The organism is Labilibaculum filiforme, from assembly GCF_002843315.1.
Lineage (GTDB): Bacteria > Bacteroidota > Bacteroidia > Bacteroidales > Marinifilaceae > Labilibaculum > Labilibaculum filiforme.
In genome coordinates this window covers 1-17605 of sequence record NZ_MVDD01000024.1, presented here as the reverse complement: position 1 = coordinate 17605, position 17605 = coordinate 1, and the positions used below count along the sequence as shown (strand labels likewise).

The 17605-nt window shown below is 34.2% G+C and carries 12 protein-coding genes and 2 rRNA genes; 3 read left to right on the top strand and 11 right to left on the bottom strand.

The genetic code is table 11. The features are described 5' to 3' along the window. Positions 1-15: 15 nt before the first annotated feature. Positions 16-672: a succinate dehydrogenase cytochrome b subunit gene (locus tag BZG02_RS18885; RefSeq protein WP_101263310.1), complete on the bottom strand. Its 657-nt coding sequence runs from the start codon at positions 670-672 to the stop codon at positions 16-18. 549 nt (positions 673-1221) lie between these two features. Here BZG02_RS18885 and BZG02_RS18880 point away from each other — a divergent pair. Next, a complete protein-coding gene (locus BZG02_RS18880; protein ID WP_101263309.1) occupies positions 1222-2013 on the top strand; it encodes an alpha/beta fold hydrolase in 792 nt (263 codons plus the stop codon). Between the two features lie 171 nt (positions 2014-2184). Here the strand turns inward: BZG02_RS18880 and BZG02_RS18875 are convergent, their stop codons facing one another. The 5 genes from BZG02_RS18875 to BZG02_RS18855 all read right to left on the bottom strand — a co-directional run bounded on the left by BZG02_RS18875 (position 2185) and on the right by BZG02_RS18855 (position 7892). Beyond that, entirely contained in the window at positions 2185-2664 is a 480-nt protein-coding gene (locus BZG02_RS18875; protein WP_101263308.1) for a hypothetical protein, read from the bottom strand. Positions 2665-2910: 246 nt separating this feature from the next. Next, positions 2911-4647 (bottom strand): bifunctional metallophosphatase/5'-nucleotidase, encoded by a 1737-nt coding sequence (locus tag BZG02_RS18870; protein ID WP_101263307.1) that lies wholly within the window; start codon positions 4645-4647, stop codon positions 2911-2913. Between the two features lie 121 nt (positions 4648-4768). Beyond that, complete coding sequence (locus tag BZG02_RS18865) at positions 4769-5635, bottom strand: periplasmic heavy metal sensor (RefSeq protein ID WP_101263306.1); 867 nt, start codon at positions 5633-5635, stop codon at positions 4769-4771. Positions 5636-5820: 185 nt separating this feature from the next. Continuing rightward, on the bottom strand, positions 5821-7425 hold the full coding sequence (locus BZG02_RS18860; RefSeq protein ID WP_101263305.1) for a S41 family peptidase: 1605 nt from the start codon (positions 7423-7425) through the stop codon (positions 5821-5823). 17 nt (positions 7426-7442) lie between these two features. Further along, positions 7443-7892: a deoxycytidylate deaminase gene (locus BZG02_RS18855; protein WP_101263304.1), complete on the bottom strand. Its 450-nt coding sequence runs from the start codon at positions 7890-7892 to the stop codon at positions 7443-7445. A 444-nt stretch (positions 7893-8336) separates the two neighbouring features. Between BZG02_RS18855 and BZG02_RS18850 the strand changes: the two genes are divergently transcribed. Beyond that, entirely contained in the window at positions 8337-10340 is a 2004-nt protein-coding gene (locus BZG02_RS18850) for a gliding motility-associated C-terminal domain-containing protein (protein ID WP_101263303.1), read from the top strand. 18 nt (positions 10341-10358) lie between these two features. Continuing rightward, positions 10359-11936 carry a PorP/SprF family type IX secretion system membrane protein gene (locus BZG02_RS18845; RefSeq protein WP_101263302.1) on the top strand — a complete coding sequence of 526 codons (1578 nt, stop codon included), beginning with the start codon at positions 10359-10361 and terminating at the stop codon, positions 11934-11936. Positions 11937-12036: 100 nt separating this feature from the next. On the opposite strand, the gene BZG02_RS18840 is transcribed toward BZG02_RS18845, so the two are convergent. The 5 genes from BZG02_RS18840 to rrf (BZG02_RS18820) all read right to left on the bottom strand — a co-directional run. Next, the gene (locus BZG02_RS18840; protein WP_101263301.1) at positions 12037-12483 is read right to left on the bottom strand and encodes a hypothetical protein; all 447 of its coding nucleotides are present in this window, start codon (positions 12481-12483) and stop codon (positions 12037-12039) included. Positions 12484-13030: 547 nt separating this feature from the next. Then, complete coding sequence (locus BZG02_RS18835; protein WP_101263300.1) at positions 13031-13708, bottom strand: 4-hydroxythreonine-4-phosphate dehydrogenase; 678 nt, start codon at positions 13706-13708, stop codon at positions 13031-13033. An 885-nt stretch (positions 13709-14593) separates the two neighbouring features. After that, positions 14594-16132, bottom strand: a complete 1539-nt coding sequence (locus tag BZG02_RS18830; RefSeq protein WP_101263299.1) for a hypothetical protein — start codon at positions 16130-16132, stop codon at positions 14594-14596. Between the two features lie 1126 nt (positions 16133-17258). After that, positions 17259-17369, bottom strand: a 5S ribosomal RNA gene (gene rrf, locus BZG02_RS18825). Between the two features lie 130 nt (positions 17370-17499). Further along, positions 17500-17605, bottom strand: a 5S ribosomal RNA gene (rrf, locus tag BZG02_RS18820); the annotation flags it as partial.

Here is a 17605-nt window from a genome sequence, read left to right as displayed (position 1 = left end):
TTTTATTATTAGCAATTAAGCAAAAAAGTGTAAATACAAAGGAATGATTGTGAATCCAACGGCAACAAAGATTGCATAGATATAACCAACTTTTTCCAATCTTGATCTCCAAAGTTTGTTGCTTAAACCAACCGACTGGAAAGCTGACCAAAATCCATGTGCCAAATGCAATCCTAATAAAATAGCACCCAAAACATAAAGTCCTGTGTACACCATTCCCATAGAGCCATTTGTAAATAGATTTTTCACTAATTGATAATCATCATGTACATTCCCTTCAATTTGAATAGGAATAAAGAAATGCATTAAGTGCATTGCGATGAAAACCAAAACCAAACCCCCCAAAACAAACATGTTTCGTGACGACCAAGTACTGCTTTCTTTCAAATCCTGAGATGCATACTTCTCTGGACGAGCTTTCTGATTCTGGATCGTTAAAATTATCGCATAAATAATATGGATAATAAAACCACCAGCCAATACTGGCTGTAAACCAAAACGAATAGCCGGCATAGCCATAAAATGTGCTCCGGCATTAAACAGCTCACCTGTGCTGTCAAACATTAAAAAGGAGTTCAATATCAGGTGTACTAAAATAAATAGTACAAGAAAAAGTCCTGATAAACTCATTACCAACTTCTTCCCAATAGATGAACTTAAAAAACTGCTCATAAGTTTAAAGATTTAATTAGACTGTTTTTTTTGTAAGCTTTACTATATTAATTGACAAATGTAAATGCTCCTGAGTGATCAAACGATATTTAGGAACATATGCAAATTATTTAGACTGATTCTACAACAAATCAATTCTTTAGGTTCCTTAAAAACAAGTGCGCTAAAGCTAGATATAATTCTAATTTTAAACCAATTACAGAATTAATTCATTAATTGAACACCAATAAAGTTCGCAAGTTATCAAATATTTGTATGTTATAGAACAAGGTTTTGAGATATTGTTTTAATTTAGAATCCACAATTTAGTTGCCTGTTTTAATTTTAGATGGTAAAATACAGCATAATTTACAGTACAACTACAAAAATAAGACTAAATTTTTGTCGAAAAAACACAAACCCGAGAAGTGGATAAAAATAAAATGAGGACCAACTATCCAATATCAATGTTTTAACCTGCAAAACCTCCTATTTTTGAAAAAGCAAAGTTCCTAAAAGAATATTTGCACTAAACGTAAGCTTGAAAATTAAAAAATACTTTCGAAAAACATGGATCAATTTTTACAATTAAAAAACTACAATCTGCGATACCGTGACCAAGGAAAAGGAAACACCGTGGTGCTGCTGCATGGATATTTAGAATCGCTGGAAACCTACGAAACTTTTGCCAACGATCTTTCTAGATTGGCACGAGTAATTACACTCGATTTACCAGGACATGGATTATCTGATTTAAAAATTAAAACCTGTAGTCTAGAAGATATGGCCGAGGCTGTAAATGACTTAGTTGTCCATCTTCAACTCAAAAAAATTAATATTATTGGGCATTCAATGGGCGGATATGTAGCTTTGGCTTACGCCGATAAATACGTAGAAAAACTCGATAGTTTCTGCCTGTTTCATTCCTCGCCAAATGCGGATACCGATGAAAAAAAGAAAAATAGAAAACGCGAAATTGAGCTGGTAATAGAAGGAAAAAAGGAACTAATCTGTAAAAACAGTATTCCAAATACCTTCTCCACTAAGAATCTCGATAAATTTGCACATGAAATAGAACGGGTAACTCAAATTGCCTGCAAAACACCCGATCATGGTATTATTGCGGCTTTGGAAGCCATGATGAACCGACCCGACCGCAATCACATTTTGAAAGCCCTCGATATGCCAAAAGTGAGTATTATGGGAAAAGAGGATAATTTTATTCCTTTAAAAGTAGCGGGCGAAATTGCCAAAGAAAATGGCTTAACTCCTTTTGTGCTTCAAACCTCAGGGCATATGGGATTTATTGAACAACGACAAGAATGTTTGAGAGAGATATTTCGAATTATTTATGAATGTTAGGAATGAATGCAGATTTCGCTGAGAAATATAATTTAAGCAGATTGATAATAAAAATTTACCACAAAGAATACACGAAGTACTTTCACAAAGTACACGATGGAAAAAAAAATCAAATACAAAAGGATGTCAATAATTGACATCCTCTTCATTTTTGTATTTAACAATACAGTCTCATTTTTTTCCACCACCAAAATGGAATCCAAGTTTAACTGACATGTAGTTATAATCATCATATCCCTCTTCTTGACCGAAAATCAAGTTGTACTGAAGAGCCATATCAAAATGACCGTAAGAAAAACCAACTTTTGGAGCAATTCCAAATTTAGATCTAAGATCATAATCTCCAGTAACATCTAAAGTATTTCCACCGCCAAAAGCCGTACTCGAATCAAACTCAATAGTTCCTAATGAGTAAATCCCAGCATCCATACCAACGAATGGACGAAATGCATTGGTATTAAAATAATAATCGAAAGTTGCAGCATAAGAAACAACAGCCGAAACATCAAATGCATCCTCATCAGCAGATGCCAAAACTGCACCTTCCACTTTTGCACCCAATAAAATTTGATCTGTAATTTGATACTTAGGATTCAAATAGTATCCAACACCAGCATCTAAAGCATCCCCACCTGGAATAGCATATAACAAACCTGCATCTACACGAAACGATTTAAAAGAATCTGACTGTTAGTATATTTAATAAATATAAATTAGCAAATTAACAGCATACATAATAACAAAAAAGGTTTTGCTGTTTGAAACAACAAAACCTTTCATTCATATGATTATAATTTAAAATTTTTGCCATATGGAACTTAGCATGTTGGGATAATCATTTCCCTGTGTGTCAAAATTGCATTGACATGGACGTTTCATATGACTATTAAATAGAAACTATTTCTCTCCGTAAAGCAACTTATATTCCCGCTTTTTGGCTTCCTCGCACCAATCCTCAGGAATTACTTTCCAGTTATTATTACACTGAATATCAACAGTCCCCTTTTCTTCAATCCATTTCATTAAATAGTAACGCAAATCTTTGGTGGTGGCATTTACCACACGAGAGGTTAACTCCTCCTTTGTAAGCCCTGCGCCTTGAGTTAAGTGATTTCCCCCACCGTTTCCACGATACGAATTCAATGCTACACGATACATTTTAGCCTCCTCAAAAGGCTCTCCATTGGTCATCTTTAAAATAGTCACTTTTTCGCCATAAGGTTTTCTTAAATCAACCACATAGTCGATACCTTCGGCCGAACTATAATTAAAAAACATCGTAGTAAATTTGCTTCCTTTTTCTGTTGTTTCAATAAATAGCATCGGATCGCTTGATTTTTCCATCTGTTGAAACCAATCTTTATAACTAAACTCCAAAAAACCACGAATCTCTTTCCCAGTTAAATTCATGGTGTACAACAAATTTTCGAATCGATATAAATTAAATAAATCGCGCACTTGAAGCTCTCCAGAATCGATAATTGCATTGAATGAAAGTGGAGAAGCAAAAGAAACATCCGCATCCGCTAAATCTAATTGAATATTTTGCACCAAATCAATAAAGGGTGAATCCCCAAACATCGCATCTTTTGTCGAAATACTGGTTTTAAAAGTCCCCACCGGACGAGAAACATAACTCTTTACCTCGTCAAACAATGGTTGAAAGCGCTCCACATATTCCTTCGATGATGGTAAATCTTTCCCCTCAATTAAATTCGGAGTCAAAGTCTTTTGGTATTTTTTTGCTTCCTTATTCCAACTAAAATCAATATCAACTTCGGCCAAAAAATTAGCTCTACTCTGTGGATTAATAAGCAAAACCTTTTCCTTGTCAGGATTTTCTACCCACAAAATATTTTCCTGATGATCGTGACCACAAATTATCATATCAATACCCGAAACTTTTTCTGCAATCAATACGGATGCATTTTCAGGATTATCCTGCAACTTCTCCTCTTCCTCTCCGGCTCCGGAATGAAACAGACCGATTACAAAATCAGGCTTTTCTTTTTCTTCAATAATTTTTATCCATTTCTGAGCCGACTCAAGCATCGGTTCGAAATGCATACCCGACCAAATTTTTTCGGGCAACCATTTCGGAATTGCCGAAGTTATTAAGCCTAAAACCGCAATTTTCACTCCTTGTTTTTCAATAATGGTATAAGGCTGAAAGTAGGGTTCCCCATCTGAGTTTCGGACCGCATTTGCAGCCATCCACGGAAACTGATATTCTTTCACCAATCTATCATACACCTCATGACCAGGCTCAATATCATGATTTCCAACTGTTGCAGCATCGTACTGCATAAAATTCATAAGCTCGGCACAAATATGAGTAGTTTCAGTCTTTTCAAAATTAGAATAGTAAACCAAAGGATCGCCTTGAAGAATATCTCCGTTATCTAATAAAATAACTTCCGAATCGCCTTTCTTACGTTGCTCGTCTACATAGGCAAAAACTTGTGCAAGCGACGACGAAGTTGCCTTATCGCCAACCAAATCGTAGGGGAAAAGAGCCCCGTGAACATCGCTTGTGCCAAGTACTTTTATTTTAACATGCTCTACCTTTTGTTCACCGCAGGAACAAAGAATAAAAGCGGTAACGAATAGTAAATAAATATAGGATTTTTTCATTTTTATTTTTTTTAAGTCTGATAAGATACTACAAATATATATACAGTTTTACAGGATCATATTTTTCTCAAAAAAAAAGGTCCCAAATTACTTGGAACCCTTACTCACTGATGCATAAAAACTAATTGTTCAAACTTCTATGTTGTTGTCTTTTTCCGGCTCCTTTGCGAATTCCTGAGTGACTTAAAAACAGAGTCAACTGATCTTCAGTTAGGAGCTTACGAACTTCCATTTTGTGATCAATCTTCATTTTTGCTAATTGATTTTGTATTCCCGATAACTGATCCATATTTTCAAAAACCATTCCTTTATCAATAGTTTCAGATGTCATGATTTGCTTTTGCTTTAACTGCAATATTTCCGCTTGATCCCTTAATTCTTTCGATTCTTTTTGATGCGCAATACGAAGCTCATTCATTTGTACCTTTTGCTCGTCGGTAAAATTCAACCAATTATTATTTGGTCGGGATGCTTGCATTCCTTTCAATCCAAACTCTGATCGATTTTCCATTTTACGACCTTGCTCTCTACCATCTTTATGCATTTTTCCATTTTGCATCTTGCCCTTTTCGTTCTGTTTCCTTCCCCGATTTTCCATTCTGCCATTTGGCATCTGTGCTTTTTGCTCATCGGTTAAAACCGATTTTATTTCCATCCTCATTGCAAATTGCTCTTTTCTTAAACGGTTTTTTAAATCCGATACCTTATCAACATTAGCATAAATAGCTTTCATGTCGGGCTTGTCAGCAGAAATTAATGTTTTTTGCTTGGCGCGAAGTTCATTCATTTCATTATTCAAATCCTTTGTTGCCTTGGCAAATTCAATTTTCGACTTTTGAATTTGCTCTTTTTGTTGCTCGCTGAATTCAATTCTTTTAGAACAATCGTTCTTCGAACGCATATTATTTTGAGCGTTTAAATGAAAGCCTGTACACATCAGTAAGCCAGAAATTCCAACAACTGCGATATTTTGTTTTATATTTTTCATGTTCTTTTTTTTATTACAATTACAAATTTATTTTTTGTAAAAACTCAATGTTCGTACTACTGCACTTCTGTAAATCGATTACGGATTTTAGACTTGATCTTTTCGAAAAGGTTTAAAACCAACTTTTAGAAATAAAAAAAGACCTGCAAAATTGCAGGTCTTCCTTCTAGTATTTTATTTGAAAACTACTTAAAAAGGACTTCAGCTTCCAGTAAGGTTTTATCCAAATCTTTAATAATCGGATAAAAACCCTCGTCGTCGATTACATCTCGCGCAATATATGCTTTTAGCTGAATTTCAATCACATCTAATGATTGAGCCAAACCTTGTGGATCTGGTTTTACGCCTTTATTCTTAGCGTAAGCAACCAATTCCTTAACTACAGGTTGCTTATTTATAAATGCAAGTACCGACTTGTAATCTTTCAATTCCAACATCTCTTTGCGGTGATCGTCAACAAAAGAGAATGCATACTGATAGATTACTCCTTTTGTTCTTAAATCTCTAAAATAATTTGAATAACCAGAAGTATCAACAGGAATAAATACATCGGGCATAATTCCGCCACCTCCATAAACAATGTTACCTCCTGGCGTCTTATATTTTAAGGAATCATTAAAATGAATCGAATCTTGTTTTTCAAATTCACCATTCAAAAAACGATGATTTAAATCATTATAGTAATCCTCTTTCCCATTCTCGTATGATTTTTGGATACAACGACCTGTTGGCGTATAATATCTAGCAACCGTTAATCGCAATGCCGATCCATCAGGAAGACTTCGTTGTTCTTGTACCAATCCTTTTCCAAAAGATCTTCGACCAACAATTTTACCTCTATCGTTATCCTGAATGGCTCCTGCAAAAATTTCACTTGCCGAGGCAGAGGCTTCGTCAATTAAAACCATTATCGGAAGGTCCTGAAACTTTCCATTCCCATTAGACAAATAATCTGCCTTCGGTTGCGATTTTCCGTGAGTATAAACAATCATTTTACCTTCCGCTAAAAACTCGTTAATCATGTTTGTAGCCTCGGAAAGATAACCACCAGTATTTCCCCGTAAATCAACAATCAGCTTTTCCATTCCTTGAGCAGCTAATTTTTGAAGCCCTTCGGAAAACTCAAAATAAGTTGTAGCAGCAAATCGACTCACTTTTATATATCCTATATTACTGGAAAGCATATAAGCAACATCCACACTCGCAACGGGAATCGAACCTCGCAATAACTCTTTATCGATAATTGCTTTCTCTCCCCGTCTATATATTCCAATCTTTACAGGAGTTCCTTTCGGGCCTTTCAAACGATCAATAATATCGTTATCGCTCATTTCTATACCAGCAACCAACGAATCATCCACCATAACAATTCTATCGCCAGCTTTTATTCCAGCAATCTCCGAAGGACCGCCAGGAATTACTCTTACAATAGCAACCGTATCCTGATAGCGAATAAACTGAACTCCAATTCCCCCAAAATTACCTTTCAAATCCTCGTTTACACGTTGTAGATCTTTAGCAGGAATATATACCGTATGCGGATCCAGATCTTTCAAAATAGCTGGAATGGCCTTTTCAACCAATTCGCCAGACGATACCGTATCCACATAATCTTTCTCAATCATATCCAATACCACATCCAACTTACTGCCTGAACTTGGCAAATTAAAAATACCAGGCTCAACCCCTGATCCCTTTTGAAAAACGGAATTCAACACCATTCCTAATACTACAGCAAAAGCTAAAAGTATTGGAAATAATATTGCACTTCTTTTGTTATCAATTCCCATGAAAATTATTTTAAAATCTATTCTTTTATATTAACGTACTTCACTTCAATCCCCGCTCTTTCTAGCAATTCTTTTCCATCTGTGCTATGATATTCTTCCGAATAAACTACTCGAACGATCCCAGCTTGAATTATCAATTTTGCACATTCGATACATGGTGTAGCAGTAACATAGAGCGTAGCATTTTGGCTACTATTACTCGATTTTGCAACTTTGGTTATTGCATTTGCCTCTGCATGCAAAACATAAGGCTTTGTTTGAAAGTTTTCGTCCTCACAAACATTCTCAAACCCAGAAGGAGTTCCATTATATCCATCCGATATAATCATTTGATCCTTTACAATCAATGCTCCAACTTGTCTTCTTACACAATATGAATTTTCAGCCCAAATTAAAGCCATTCTCACATATCTCCTGTCTAATTTATCTTGTTTTTGGTCTAATTCCTCCTGTTTCGCATTTTGCATACAAATTCTCTTATTTAAAATGGTTCAAACAAATGTATAAAAATATATTGGGAGAACTTCTTCTGTAGAATATAGATTCAAATAAATTTAAACACCATTCCTTGCCATAATATATTTGCTTTTTTATCTCCATTTTAACGCAGTTTGTCAAAGTAAAAGAATAAAAAATATAATTTACATCAAACTTCTGCATATCAAGTTAATACGAAATAGACGGATCTACACTCCATTTCGATCTTTGTTGAAAACCACTGAATTTGGTATGATTTGCTGATAAATAAATATACGTACTGAAAACCAATGATTTCAATCCTTTTTCTTAAAAAATCAAAAACATCTCTCCTGAATTGTTAATTTTTCTTAAAAGAGCCTTCTTTGCATGCCACATTTTACCAATTAAGCAAACTAAAACATGCTACAGGCATGCTATAATTCAAACAAGGAATGAATCAGATATACATGCAATTAAGATTCGTCTTACTAATTATATACATTGCATTTTTGCATCATCCACATGTCAGCTATTCTCATCCTAAAAATAGTCTGAATCCATCAGCAACAATTGATAATTCATTAACAGTCAGCATCGACAAAGCTGTCCTATGCGAGGGAGAGCTTACTCAAATCCATATCGCCACAAGTGAAGCAGGCATTAGCTATCAACTTCAATCGGAAGGTATCAACATCGGAAGTGCACAAACAGGAAATGGTGCTACTATACATTTCACCATAAATCCTAAGCTTTCGAGCTTATACGAGATTACTGCAACAAATACAACAACATTAGAAAGTAGTAAGCTGGCGCAAACTGTACATGTAAAAGTAATTAACAAACCATTGGCTGATCTCACAGTAAATATATCCGAAGATCAAATCTGTGTTGGTGAGAAAACAATTATATCGATAGAAAATAGTGAATCTGGAGTCCACTATCAACTATTCGATGGCACCTACGTTCAGGAAAACTCGATTGAGGGAAATAATTCCAATATTTCATTTCCCGAATTTTCCCCTTTTCGTTCTATTATTTATCATATTATAGCAACCAGTACTATTTGCTCCTCTACTTCCACTCTACAACAAACCGCTAAAGTTTTGGTTGGTTTGCCTCCAGAGGATCATTTGCACCCAACTATCGATAAACATACCATTTGTAAAGACGAAGAAGTTACTATTTCGTTAACTCCTACCGACCCATCAGTAACCTATCAACTTTTTAATGGAGATACTCCCATTGGATCCAGCTTGACAGGAAACAGTGAAGTCTTAAATTTTGAGCCAACCATTCCTTCTGCCTCTGCCACCTACCGAATTGAAGCTTTAGGAGATAAATGTATTAGTCCAATAGATATTAGATATACTGTTAATGTAGACGTACACAATGCCCCAATAAGTAATCTTGAAATTTTTGCCTCCCGAGAAACCATTTGTGTCGGCGAAACAACAATTCTATCTTTAAAAAACAGCGAAGATGGAATTTTCTACCGATTACATAATGGAGATAATTTTATAGGGCCAAATATCATTGGCAATGGAAGTTCTATTGATTTTCCATCTGTAAGTCCTATCAAATCGACTTTCTACCAAATTTATGCGCATGAATCTGTTTGTACAAACAATGTTATTTTAGACAATAGTAAACAAATCAATCTATTGGATATTAAAACGCTTTCGCTGGAAAACTTTGTTACTCCAGCAGAAATATGCTTAGGAGAACTAGTTGATATCGAGCTACCTACCTCTACTTTAGGGATCGAATACATGTTGCACGATGGAGATGAAGAGATTGGCAGCATAATTGGATCTGGGGAAGCTCTTGTTTTTGAAGAGATAGAACCCAACGAACAACCTAATTACAAAATAACAATTGGCAATTGTATTGATGAATTAATCGCTGCAAAACCGGAAGTAACAGTTCACCTAAATCCAAAACTACAAATACTAAGCAAAGATGTTCGTTATGCAAATGATGGACAACTTACAATTAGTACAACCGATGGAACGCCTCCTTACCAATTTATGATAGACCCTGGCGACACCTATTCCACCAGCAATAATACTTTGGAATTAACCAATTTAGCAACAGGAAGTTATCAAATACTGGTTGTTGATGCAAACTATTGCCGTTCTTCGGATGCGGGTCAGTTAGTCGAAATACATTTCGAAGATGGTAAAAATATAATCGTTGGGAATGCACTCACACCTAATGGCGATGGTATTAATGATAAATGGTTGCTTCAATACGAGTCGGATTTACAAGCTCCCGAAGTAGCCGTTTTCAACATTTACGGACAAGAAGTTTATTATTCTAAATCTTATCAAAACGACTGGAAAGGCAATTATAACGGATCCAATCTTCCCAATGGAGCCTACTATTACCTAATCGATTTTAAATCTGAATCCATAAAACCAATTAGAGGCACATTATCTATTCTTGGTAAAAATTAAGCGGAACAAATCCTTACTATGAGAATTCAAATAAAGCTAATCACATTTATTTTAACACTAATAGTACTTGCTGATTTTTCTGCAAAAGCACAACAAGTACCGCTTTTAGATCAGTATTACATTAATCCTGTTGTATACAATCCGGCAGCTTCGGGAGCGAACGGATTATTAAATTCTTACCTAATTCGCAACCAAAAATTCATGGGATTTGATGGTGGTCAGGTAACTCATGTTTTTACTACTGATCTTGCTTTAAATGAAGGGAAATATGGCATAGGATTAAACCTCACTAACGACGATGTAGGAATTTTTAGTAACACGCAAGCGTTACTCAGCTACTCCTATCGTTTAAAATTCGACAATAAACACAATCTTCGTTTTGGTATTGCAGCTGGTATTTCCGATTTCCGAATGGATATGTCAGGAATTATTGCAAATTCTACCGATCCGTACCTACTCAGCAATAAGGTCAAAAACACTGAGTTCATGGCAAACTTAGGTGTTTACTACACCTATAATAAGCTTGTAATGGGAATCACTGTTCCCCAATTACTCAACAATTCAATCTCTGAATCGAGTGGCAACAAACAAAGCACCTATCAACTAAACAGACAATTATTACTAAGTAGCGGATATAAATTTCCAATTAATATGGTGAAAGATCTCAGTATTACGCCTTATTTACTATTTAGATATGCCAACAGTACTCCTTTTCAATACGATGTAACCGTAATTGCTGATTTAAAAGACAAAGCCTGGTTCGCAGTTAATTACCGTGACGATTTCTCGGTAGGTCTTAATTTAGGTGTAAAAATTCTAAAAAATTTTAAAATTGGATATTCTTACGATCTTGGCATCCAAAAAACCGGTCGATACGCTTCCAACAATCATGAGTTCTTGCTTGGTTTTAGTCTCCCTATAACTTCAAGCAAAAAAACCGATCGAATTTTAAACAACGACAGCAGTATCCTTAAAACCTTGCTCGCCGAAAAATACAAGAAAATTGATTACCTAAGACAAGCCTTGGAGGAAATGGAGAAGAGAGATAAACAATCGGATCAAGACAGAGATGGCGTAGCGGACGAATTGGATCAATGTCCCAATACTCCTCCCTACTACATAGTTAACGAAAATGGCTGTCCGGTAGATACAGATGAAGATGGAATTGTTGACAGTGAAGATCTTTGTCCGGAAACACCAGGAAATTATGAAAATAAAGGATGTCCAGAACAAAAGGAAGAAAAAATAGAGATAGAACAGCGTTTAGAAAACATCTATTTTTCATTTGGAGACTTTACGCTTACAGAGCATTCTAGAAATAAACTAGCTACTTTAATAATTATCCTGCAAAAGAACCAGAATTACACACTTAAAATGCACGGACACACCGATGACATTGGCTCTAACAGTTCGAACGTAGAATTGGCTTATAAGCGTTTATTAACGGTTAAAAACTATTTAGTATTAAACGGCATACCCGACAATCAGATTATTGTTGTTCCTCATGGCGAAAGTCAACCCATAGTTGCAAATACCGATACTAAAAGTCGCGCAAACAATCGCAGGGTTTCTTTCGAGATATACACATATGAGTAAACGATAATAACTCTTCATCAAAAAATATTAGTTATTCAAAAATAAAAATCCTGTCAATATATTAATTGACAGGACTTTAAATATTTTATCAGCCTAATTTCTATTCGAAAAGAAACACTTTTCTCTGCTGAGTTCCCGGTCTACCAATAATATTTTTAAGGTAATCATTCACTTCCGATAAAACTCCTGCTTTTTGAATGTAGCCTTTTCCCATTGGCATGCATGCTCCCCATGCACCACTTGGACTACAATCCTCAAAATTGCTAATCTTAACAATAGTATGCTCTCCTACTGTAATAATACAAGTAGCATAGTTTTTTGCATCCTCTAAAACCTCAACAATATTCTCCTTGGTTAAATCTGCAACTTTAGATGCTTTAGTAGTAGCCAATTCGTTAAAAGATAAAATAGGTTGTTCTAAATCAACAGCTCCTGCATCTAACTGAATGCTTCCTTTTAAAAACTCTTTTAGCACCTCAACCTTAGTGTTTTGGGCACTCATAGTGAAACCAACAAACACAAAAAGTATTAAAATATATTTTTTCATGATATAACTATTCTAATTAATGAATGAATAAAATTTATTTCTATGTAATGTCAAATCTACAAAATATGTTTACTATTCCTATCAAATAAGCTTAATAAAACTTAAATAACCGGATTTGTTAACACAAAAAAAACATGAAATTACTACTGCTATAAAAAATCTAATCTCTTCAATATAAAATGAATTCCTATAAATGAAAAAAGTCTGGGCATCACACCAGACTTTTTCACAAACCACTAATTACTAACCTAAATCTTTAATCTATAAAAAAAACTACTTACTAGCTTTAATCTGTTTTAAAGGTAAAACATTAAGATGTTAATTGCTTGAAAAAGAAGTTAAAGAAGCTTAAAAGAGACTTGGTCAATTTATATGGTAAGTTGAAGTGTGGGGTAAAAAAGAAACCCGGTGTTCGGCCGGGTATCGATTTATTTAAAATCCTAAATCTAATCTATGAAAAATCCTAATCTTTAATCTCTATGGAACAAATCTAGTATAAATTGAAGTTAACAGATTGGAACAAGTGTTAAAGAATCGTAAAAAAACCTTAGTTACACATAAGATCCAGGATCTTTTTCACCTGTCCTCCTATTCCTGGTTTATCAGCTGGAAAAGCAAAATTAAATACTGCTGTTCCTACCGTAAAGGCAGAAGCTCCACTTGTCATCACAACTTCTATTCTCTCCTTTTTATTAATACTACCAGCTATAATAACCGGTTTTTTTGATGAATTACAAACCTCTCTAATTAATAAAGGAACATCCGTCCCTGTAAATCTGTAAGCCAATAAGTCCAAACCATCAACTCCATCGATACTTGTAACTTGTTTGGCATGTGCACATATTTCAGCAATTGAGCCTTTCAACACGCTTGGATGATCAACTACATCCCCAACAAAAGGAAAGTATTTTAAATCATGATTTTTTACAATAGGTGCAATAATATTGGGTCTTGTCCCTCCCAATAAATAATCAACATTAAGCTCCATAGCAAGCCTTGCAGATTTTTTTTCACTCTCCGCATCTAGACTTACAACCTCAAAATACACTTTTACCCCTTCTTTTCTTAAATCAAGTGTAAGCTCTTTTAATTCACTAAAAGGCAAACCAATATCTTTAAAACCAATATGTTTTACACCTTCTGCTACAATTTCTTTCACATAGTTTCTAGCATCTGTAACAGTTTTATCATTACTAGTTAGCATAAATATTAAATCAACACTCATTTTAATAATTGTTTATTGTATGTTAGTATTTGTGTTTATTGTTTCTGTCTAAATTTATTTTTCACATCTTAAAACTGATAACCAGATAGATACTTTAAATATCCACTTTCATCAGGCAATTAATACCAGCTTCTCTTAAACGAAAAACTTGTTCGTACTGGTTTCCATAACTAAAATCGCGAGAAAAGAAAATAGGAATACAAATATACAGATTCTACTATACCTACGTTCCTAACGGAACTAAAATTGGCGGAATCCAAATCAGATTACAGAAAAGGAAAGTACGGAGAACTGATAATAGGATAGAAAATAATAACCAAAACTTTAAAAGGACAACAGATGAATTAGTAAATACACAGTAAAATTATTTTACAATACCAGCATTTTGAACGAAGACTTTAGAAAGACCCGAAAGTTAGTCCCGATAGCGATCCAGATGCTTCGAAAATCACCTGATCGCACTTAAGACTGAAACAGATCAGGAAAATATTTAATAAGTAGCCTTGAAATTCTTTAGTTCGTTTCTTGTTTCAAGACAAGAATTGGAGTGTAGCGGTTGAATGCAAATGAAATCATATACTGAATGAACAAAATGGTGTCGGGTTTGAGTGGAAAACCCAATTACATAAAATCATTTAAGACAAGATTAATTTTAAAAACCAATCAAATGTTTTAGACGAAATTAATATTGCAAAGGTTTTTGGGAACTATACCAATACTTAGTTTAGGCATCCGTTAGCGGATTAGATATTTATCACGTAATTAACAGAGTCAAACTAGAATTCAATACCCTTAAAAATAGAATTAAAAAGCACCTATTAAACCTAAATTTAACAAGTGCTTAAAATGCTTACCTCTTATATACAACTATTCAATTAAATATCATTATAAACCAGGACTAGTCGTTGTTGGTATAGAACCATATGCATTACTAGTACAAGCTTCAGGTGTATCATACAATACGTTTCTTAAATTGGACCCAAAGCCAATAGCATTACCACTCACAATAATTACGTAGTTACCATTGCTTGTAGTACCGTCAGTATTATCAAACCTTAATCCCATAGAGGGTCCATAATATTCAAAACCACTACCCATTCCGATATCCGTTGGTCTTTTTATTTTAGTAGTCCATTCATTACAAGGAAAAAATGCCAGATATGTTTGTTTTAATTTAGCATCGGTTGGTCTATAAAAAGCTTTTACCTCTGATATAGTAGTATTTAAAAATATTCCACTTTTTAAAGTGCCAATTTGAGTCTTAATATACGAATCGAGAGTTCCATTAATTGAAGCATCTGAAAGTCTTATAGCCCACTGATCATTGTTATTCCCTCTTTTATACTGAGCACCAACAAATTTATTACTACTTCCAACACCAGAAATTTTACTTGCTATAAAATTTCTAAATTCTATTCCTCCAGCCGTAGTTGGAGCATATGCTTTGTTAGTATCGAAAACTTCAACAAATCCTTGTTCCACTCTAACTGCAAAAGCACATCCCACGGCAGTTATCGATTTGGCATGTATCATCCCATTTTGCGAAAAATGAGGAGAAAGCATTAATGGACAAATACCAGATGTACATCTAATCCCATAAGCATACACTTCGTTCAATCCAAATGCTTTGCCACCATCTTTTACTGCTCCTTTCATTGTTCGATCATCTGTCTCTAATCTAAGAGTAACACCACCAATACAACTTAAGTTTTTAAACAAAACCTTCGATGCAGAATATCCCTGTACTAATCCATAACCAGTATGAGAAATACCTATTTGGTTAATCTCTTCAATAACACCATTTTTTGGAAATGGCTCATTATCGATATCAGATTTGATGTAACTTACCAAAATAGATGCTAAAGCTGTCCTTCTTTCTTTGATCCTAAAATTAGCTATCCTGAAGTTAGAAACTCGTCCTACCTTTACAACAGCCATTTGTTTGTTTAAATTAGCACTTGCAGATAAATCAACTGTAAATTTACCTCCATCACCAACGATACTAACATCTGTAACTCTTTCACCAGTTCCGTAAATACCAATACTAAAAAGTCGTTTCACAGAATTATTAAGAGGTTTAATTATTGTATTTTTTTCTATTTCTAATTGTATTTTGGATCTCAGCTGTACCTCTCCCCAAGCGTATATGTTTTTAGGAATTTTAATAATAGCTCCATGCTCTTTGTTGTTATCTATTAACATTTGTAACTCTGTACTAGTAGTACCAGTAAAATTTTTCACTGGTAAATCACTTGGTTTTTCAAAATAGTTTTCAGAATCATAATCGTTATAAGAAACACTTTTTAGTGCAACTTTAGAATTAGGTGCATCAATTGCATTTAATTCTACTTCATCTTCCTTTGAACAGCTTAAAGTCAATACTGCCAAAAATACCAAACTAATTTGTTTGACGGATTTAATCATAACTTTTAAATTTTAAGTAGTTTAATAAATGTTTGTAAATTGTAATAAGCGTAAGTATTTATTATACGATATCAAATGCGATTAGCATTTGATATTATTCTAATACTGAACGTATTTATGTATAACTTAACAACTAACATTTTCCTAATAAAACCAGTATTTCTACCCAAAACTATGTGCTATAACAAATCAATATGAAAAAAAGTATTGTACTATTCATTCGAACCTATCATCCTAACTATACTAGTATCACCACCATCAATAAATGAAATACTTTATAAAAACAATATAACATTAACCACAGTCTTTAAGCATTTTATAATTTTTTGTCATTATCATAAATTTAATATAATTTCAAATACTTAAATGAGTTAAATTTATCCTGTAGTAATACTACTTTACCCTATTATACATTTTAATAAGAAACCAACACTAATAATCAACCAGGGTTAGTATTTAACGAAATATACTATGTAATGATGTTATTTAAACCTTCATTATTTATAACAGGACATCCCCCCTTGCCCAATTAGCTGCAATTGCCTGCGGAAACCACTAATTTGTTTTTATTGCTAGGAATTCCATTAACTAAAGCACACTTATCAGATGGTATCCTAACTAACAAAGTATCCATCATAACACCTTCCTTGTTGGACTTTATTTTCAATTACGGTCAGTACAAGCTGAGCAATCAGCAAAGCTTTTTCCGAAGTGCATTTTCGTTTCACCATAAAAATAATCCAACCGAAAGTTTAGCTTCATCTTTTTGAAAAGCAATTCAATTCACTATGCTTTCTTTAAAAAAATACCACTTCATGCACTGGCATTTCAAAACCAGTTGTTAAAACTCTAAATAACGATTCTGATCAACTTGATTAGCTACTTTTCAAAGTCTCACTGACTGCTTAATTCTGTGCTAAGTTTAGTCATACTCATTCTCTGGATAGTATTTTTTCTAAGGTTTGGCCTTTAAAGACAATGCCATCAAAGGCCATTATTAAGGCGTTATAAACTACTTTAATCAATACTTGTAGCGAATCCCTAAATCGAGTCTACTAATGCAATAGAAAGGTGCTTTTAGGACAAAAAAAAGAGTCTCATTCCAAATGGAATGAGACTCTTTTAAATTTGGCGTCGACCTACTCTCCCACCTTTCGGCAGTACCATCGGCGCTAACAAGCTTAACTACTCTGTTCGAAATGGGAAGAGGTGGAACCTTGTTGCAATAAACACCTTAAATCGTGAAATCAATTGTGCCTTGTTAAAACAATATTAATTCGAATATTTTGTTTGCAAACGAATAATCATTTTCAAAATGTTTCATAAAAAAAAGAGTCTCATTCCATTTGGAATAAGACTCTTTTAAAAGTTGGCGTCGACCTACTCTCCCACCTTTCGGCAGTACCATCGGCGCTAACGGGCTTAACTTCTCTGTTCGGAATGGGAAGAGGTGGAACCCCGTTGCAATAGACA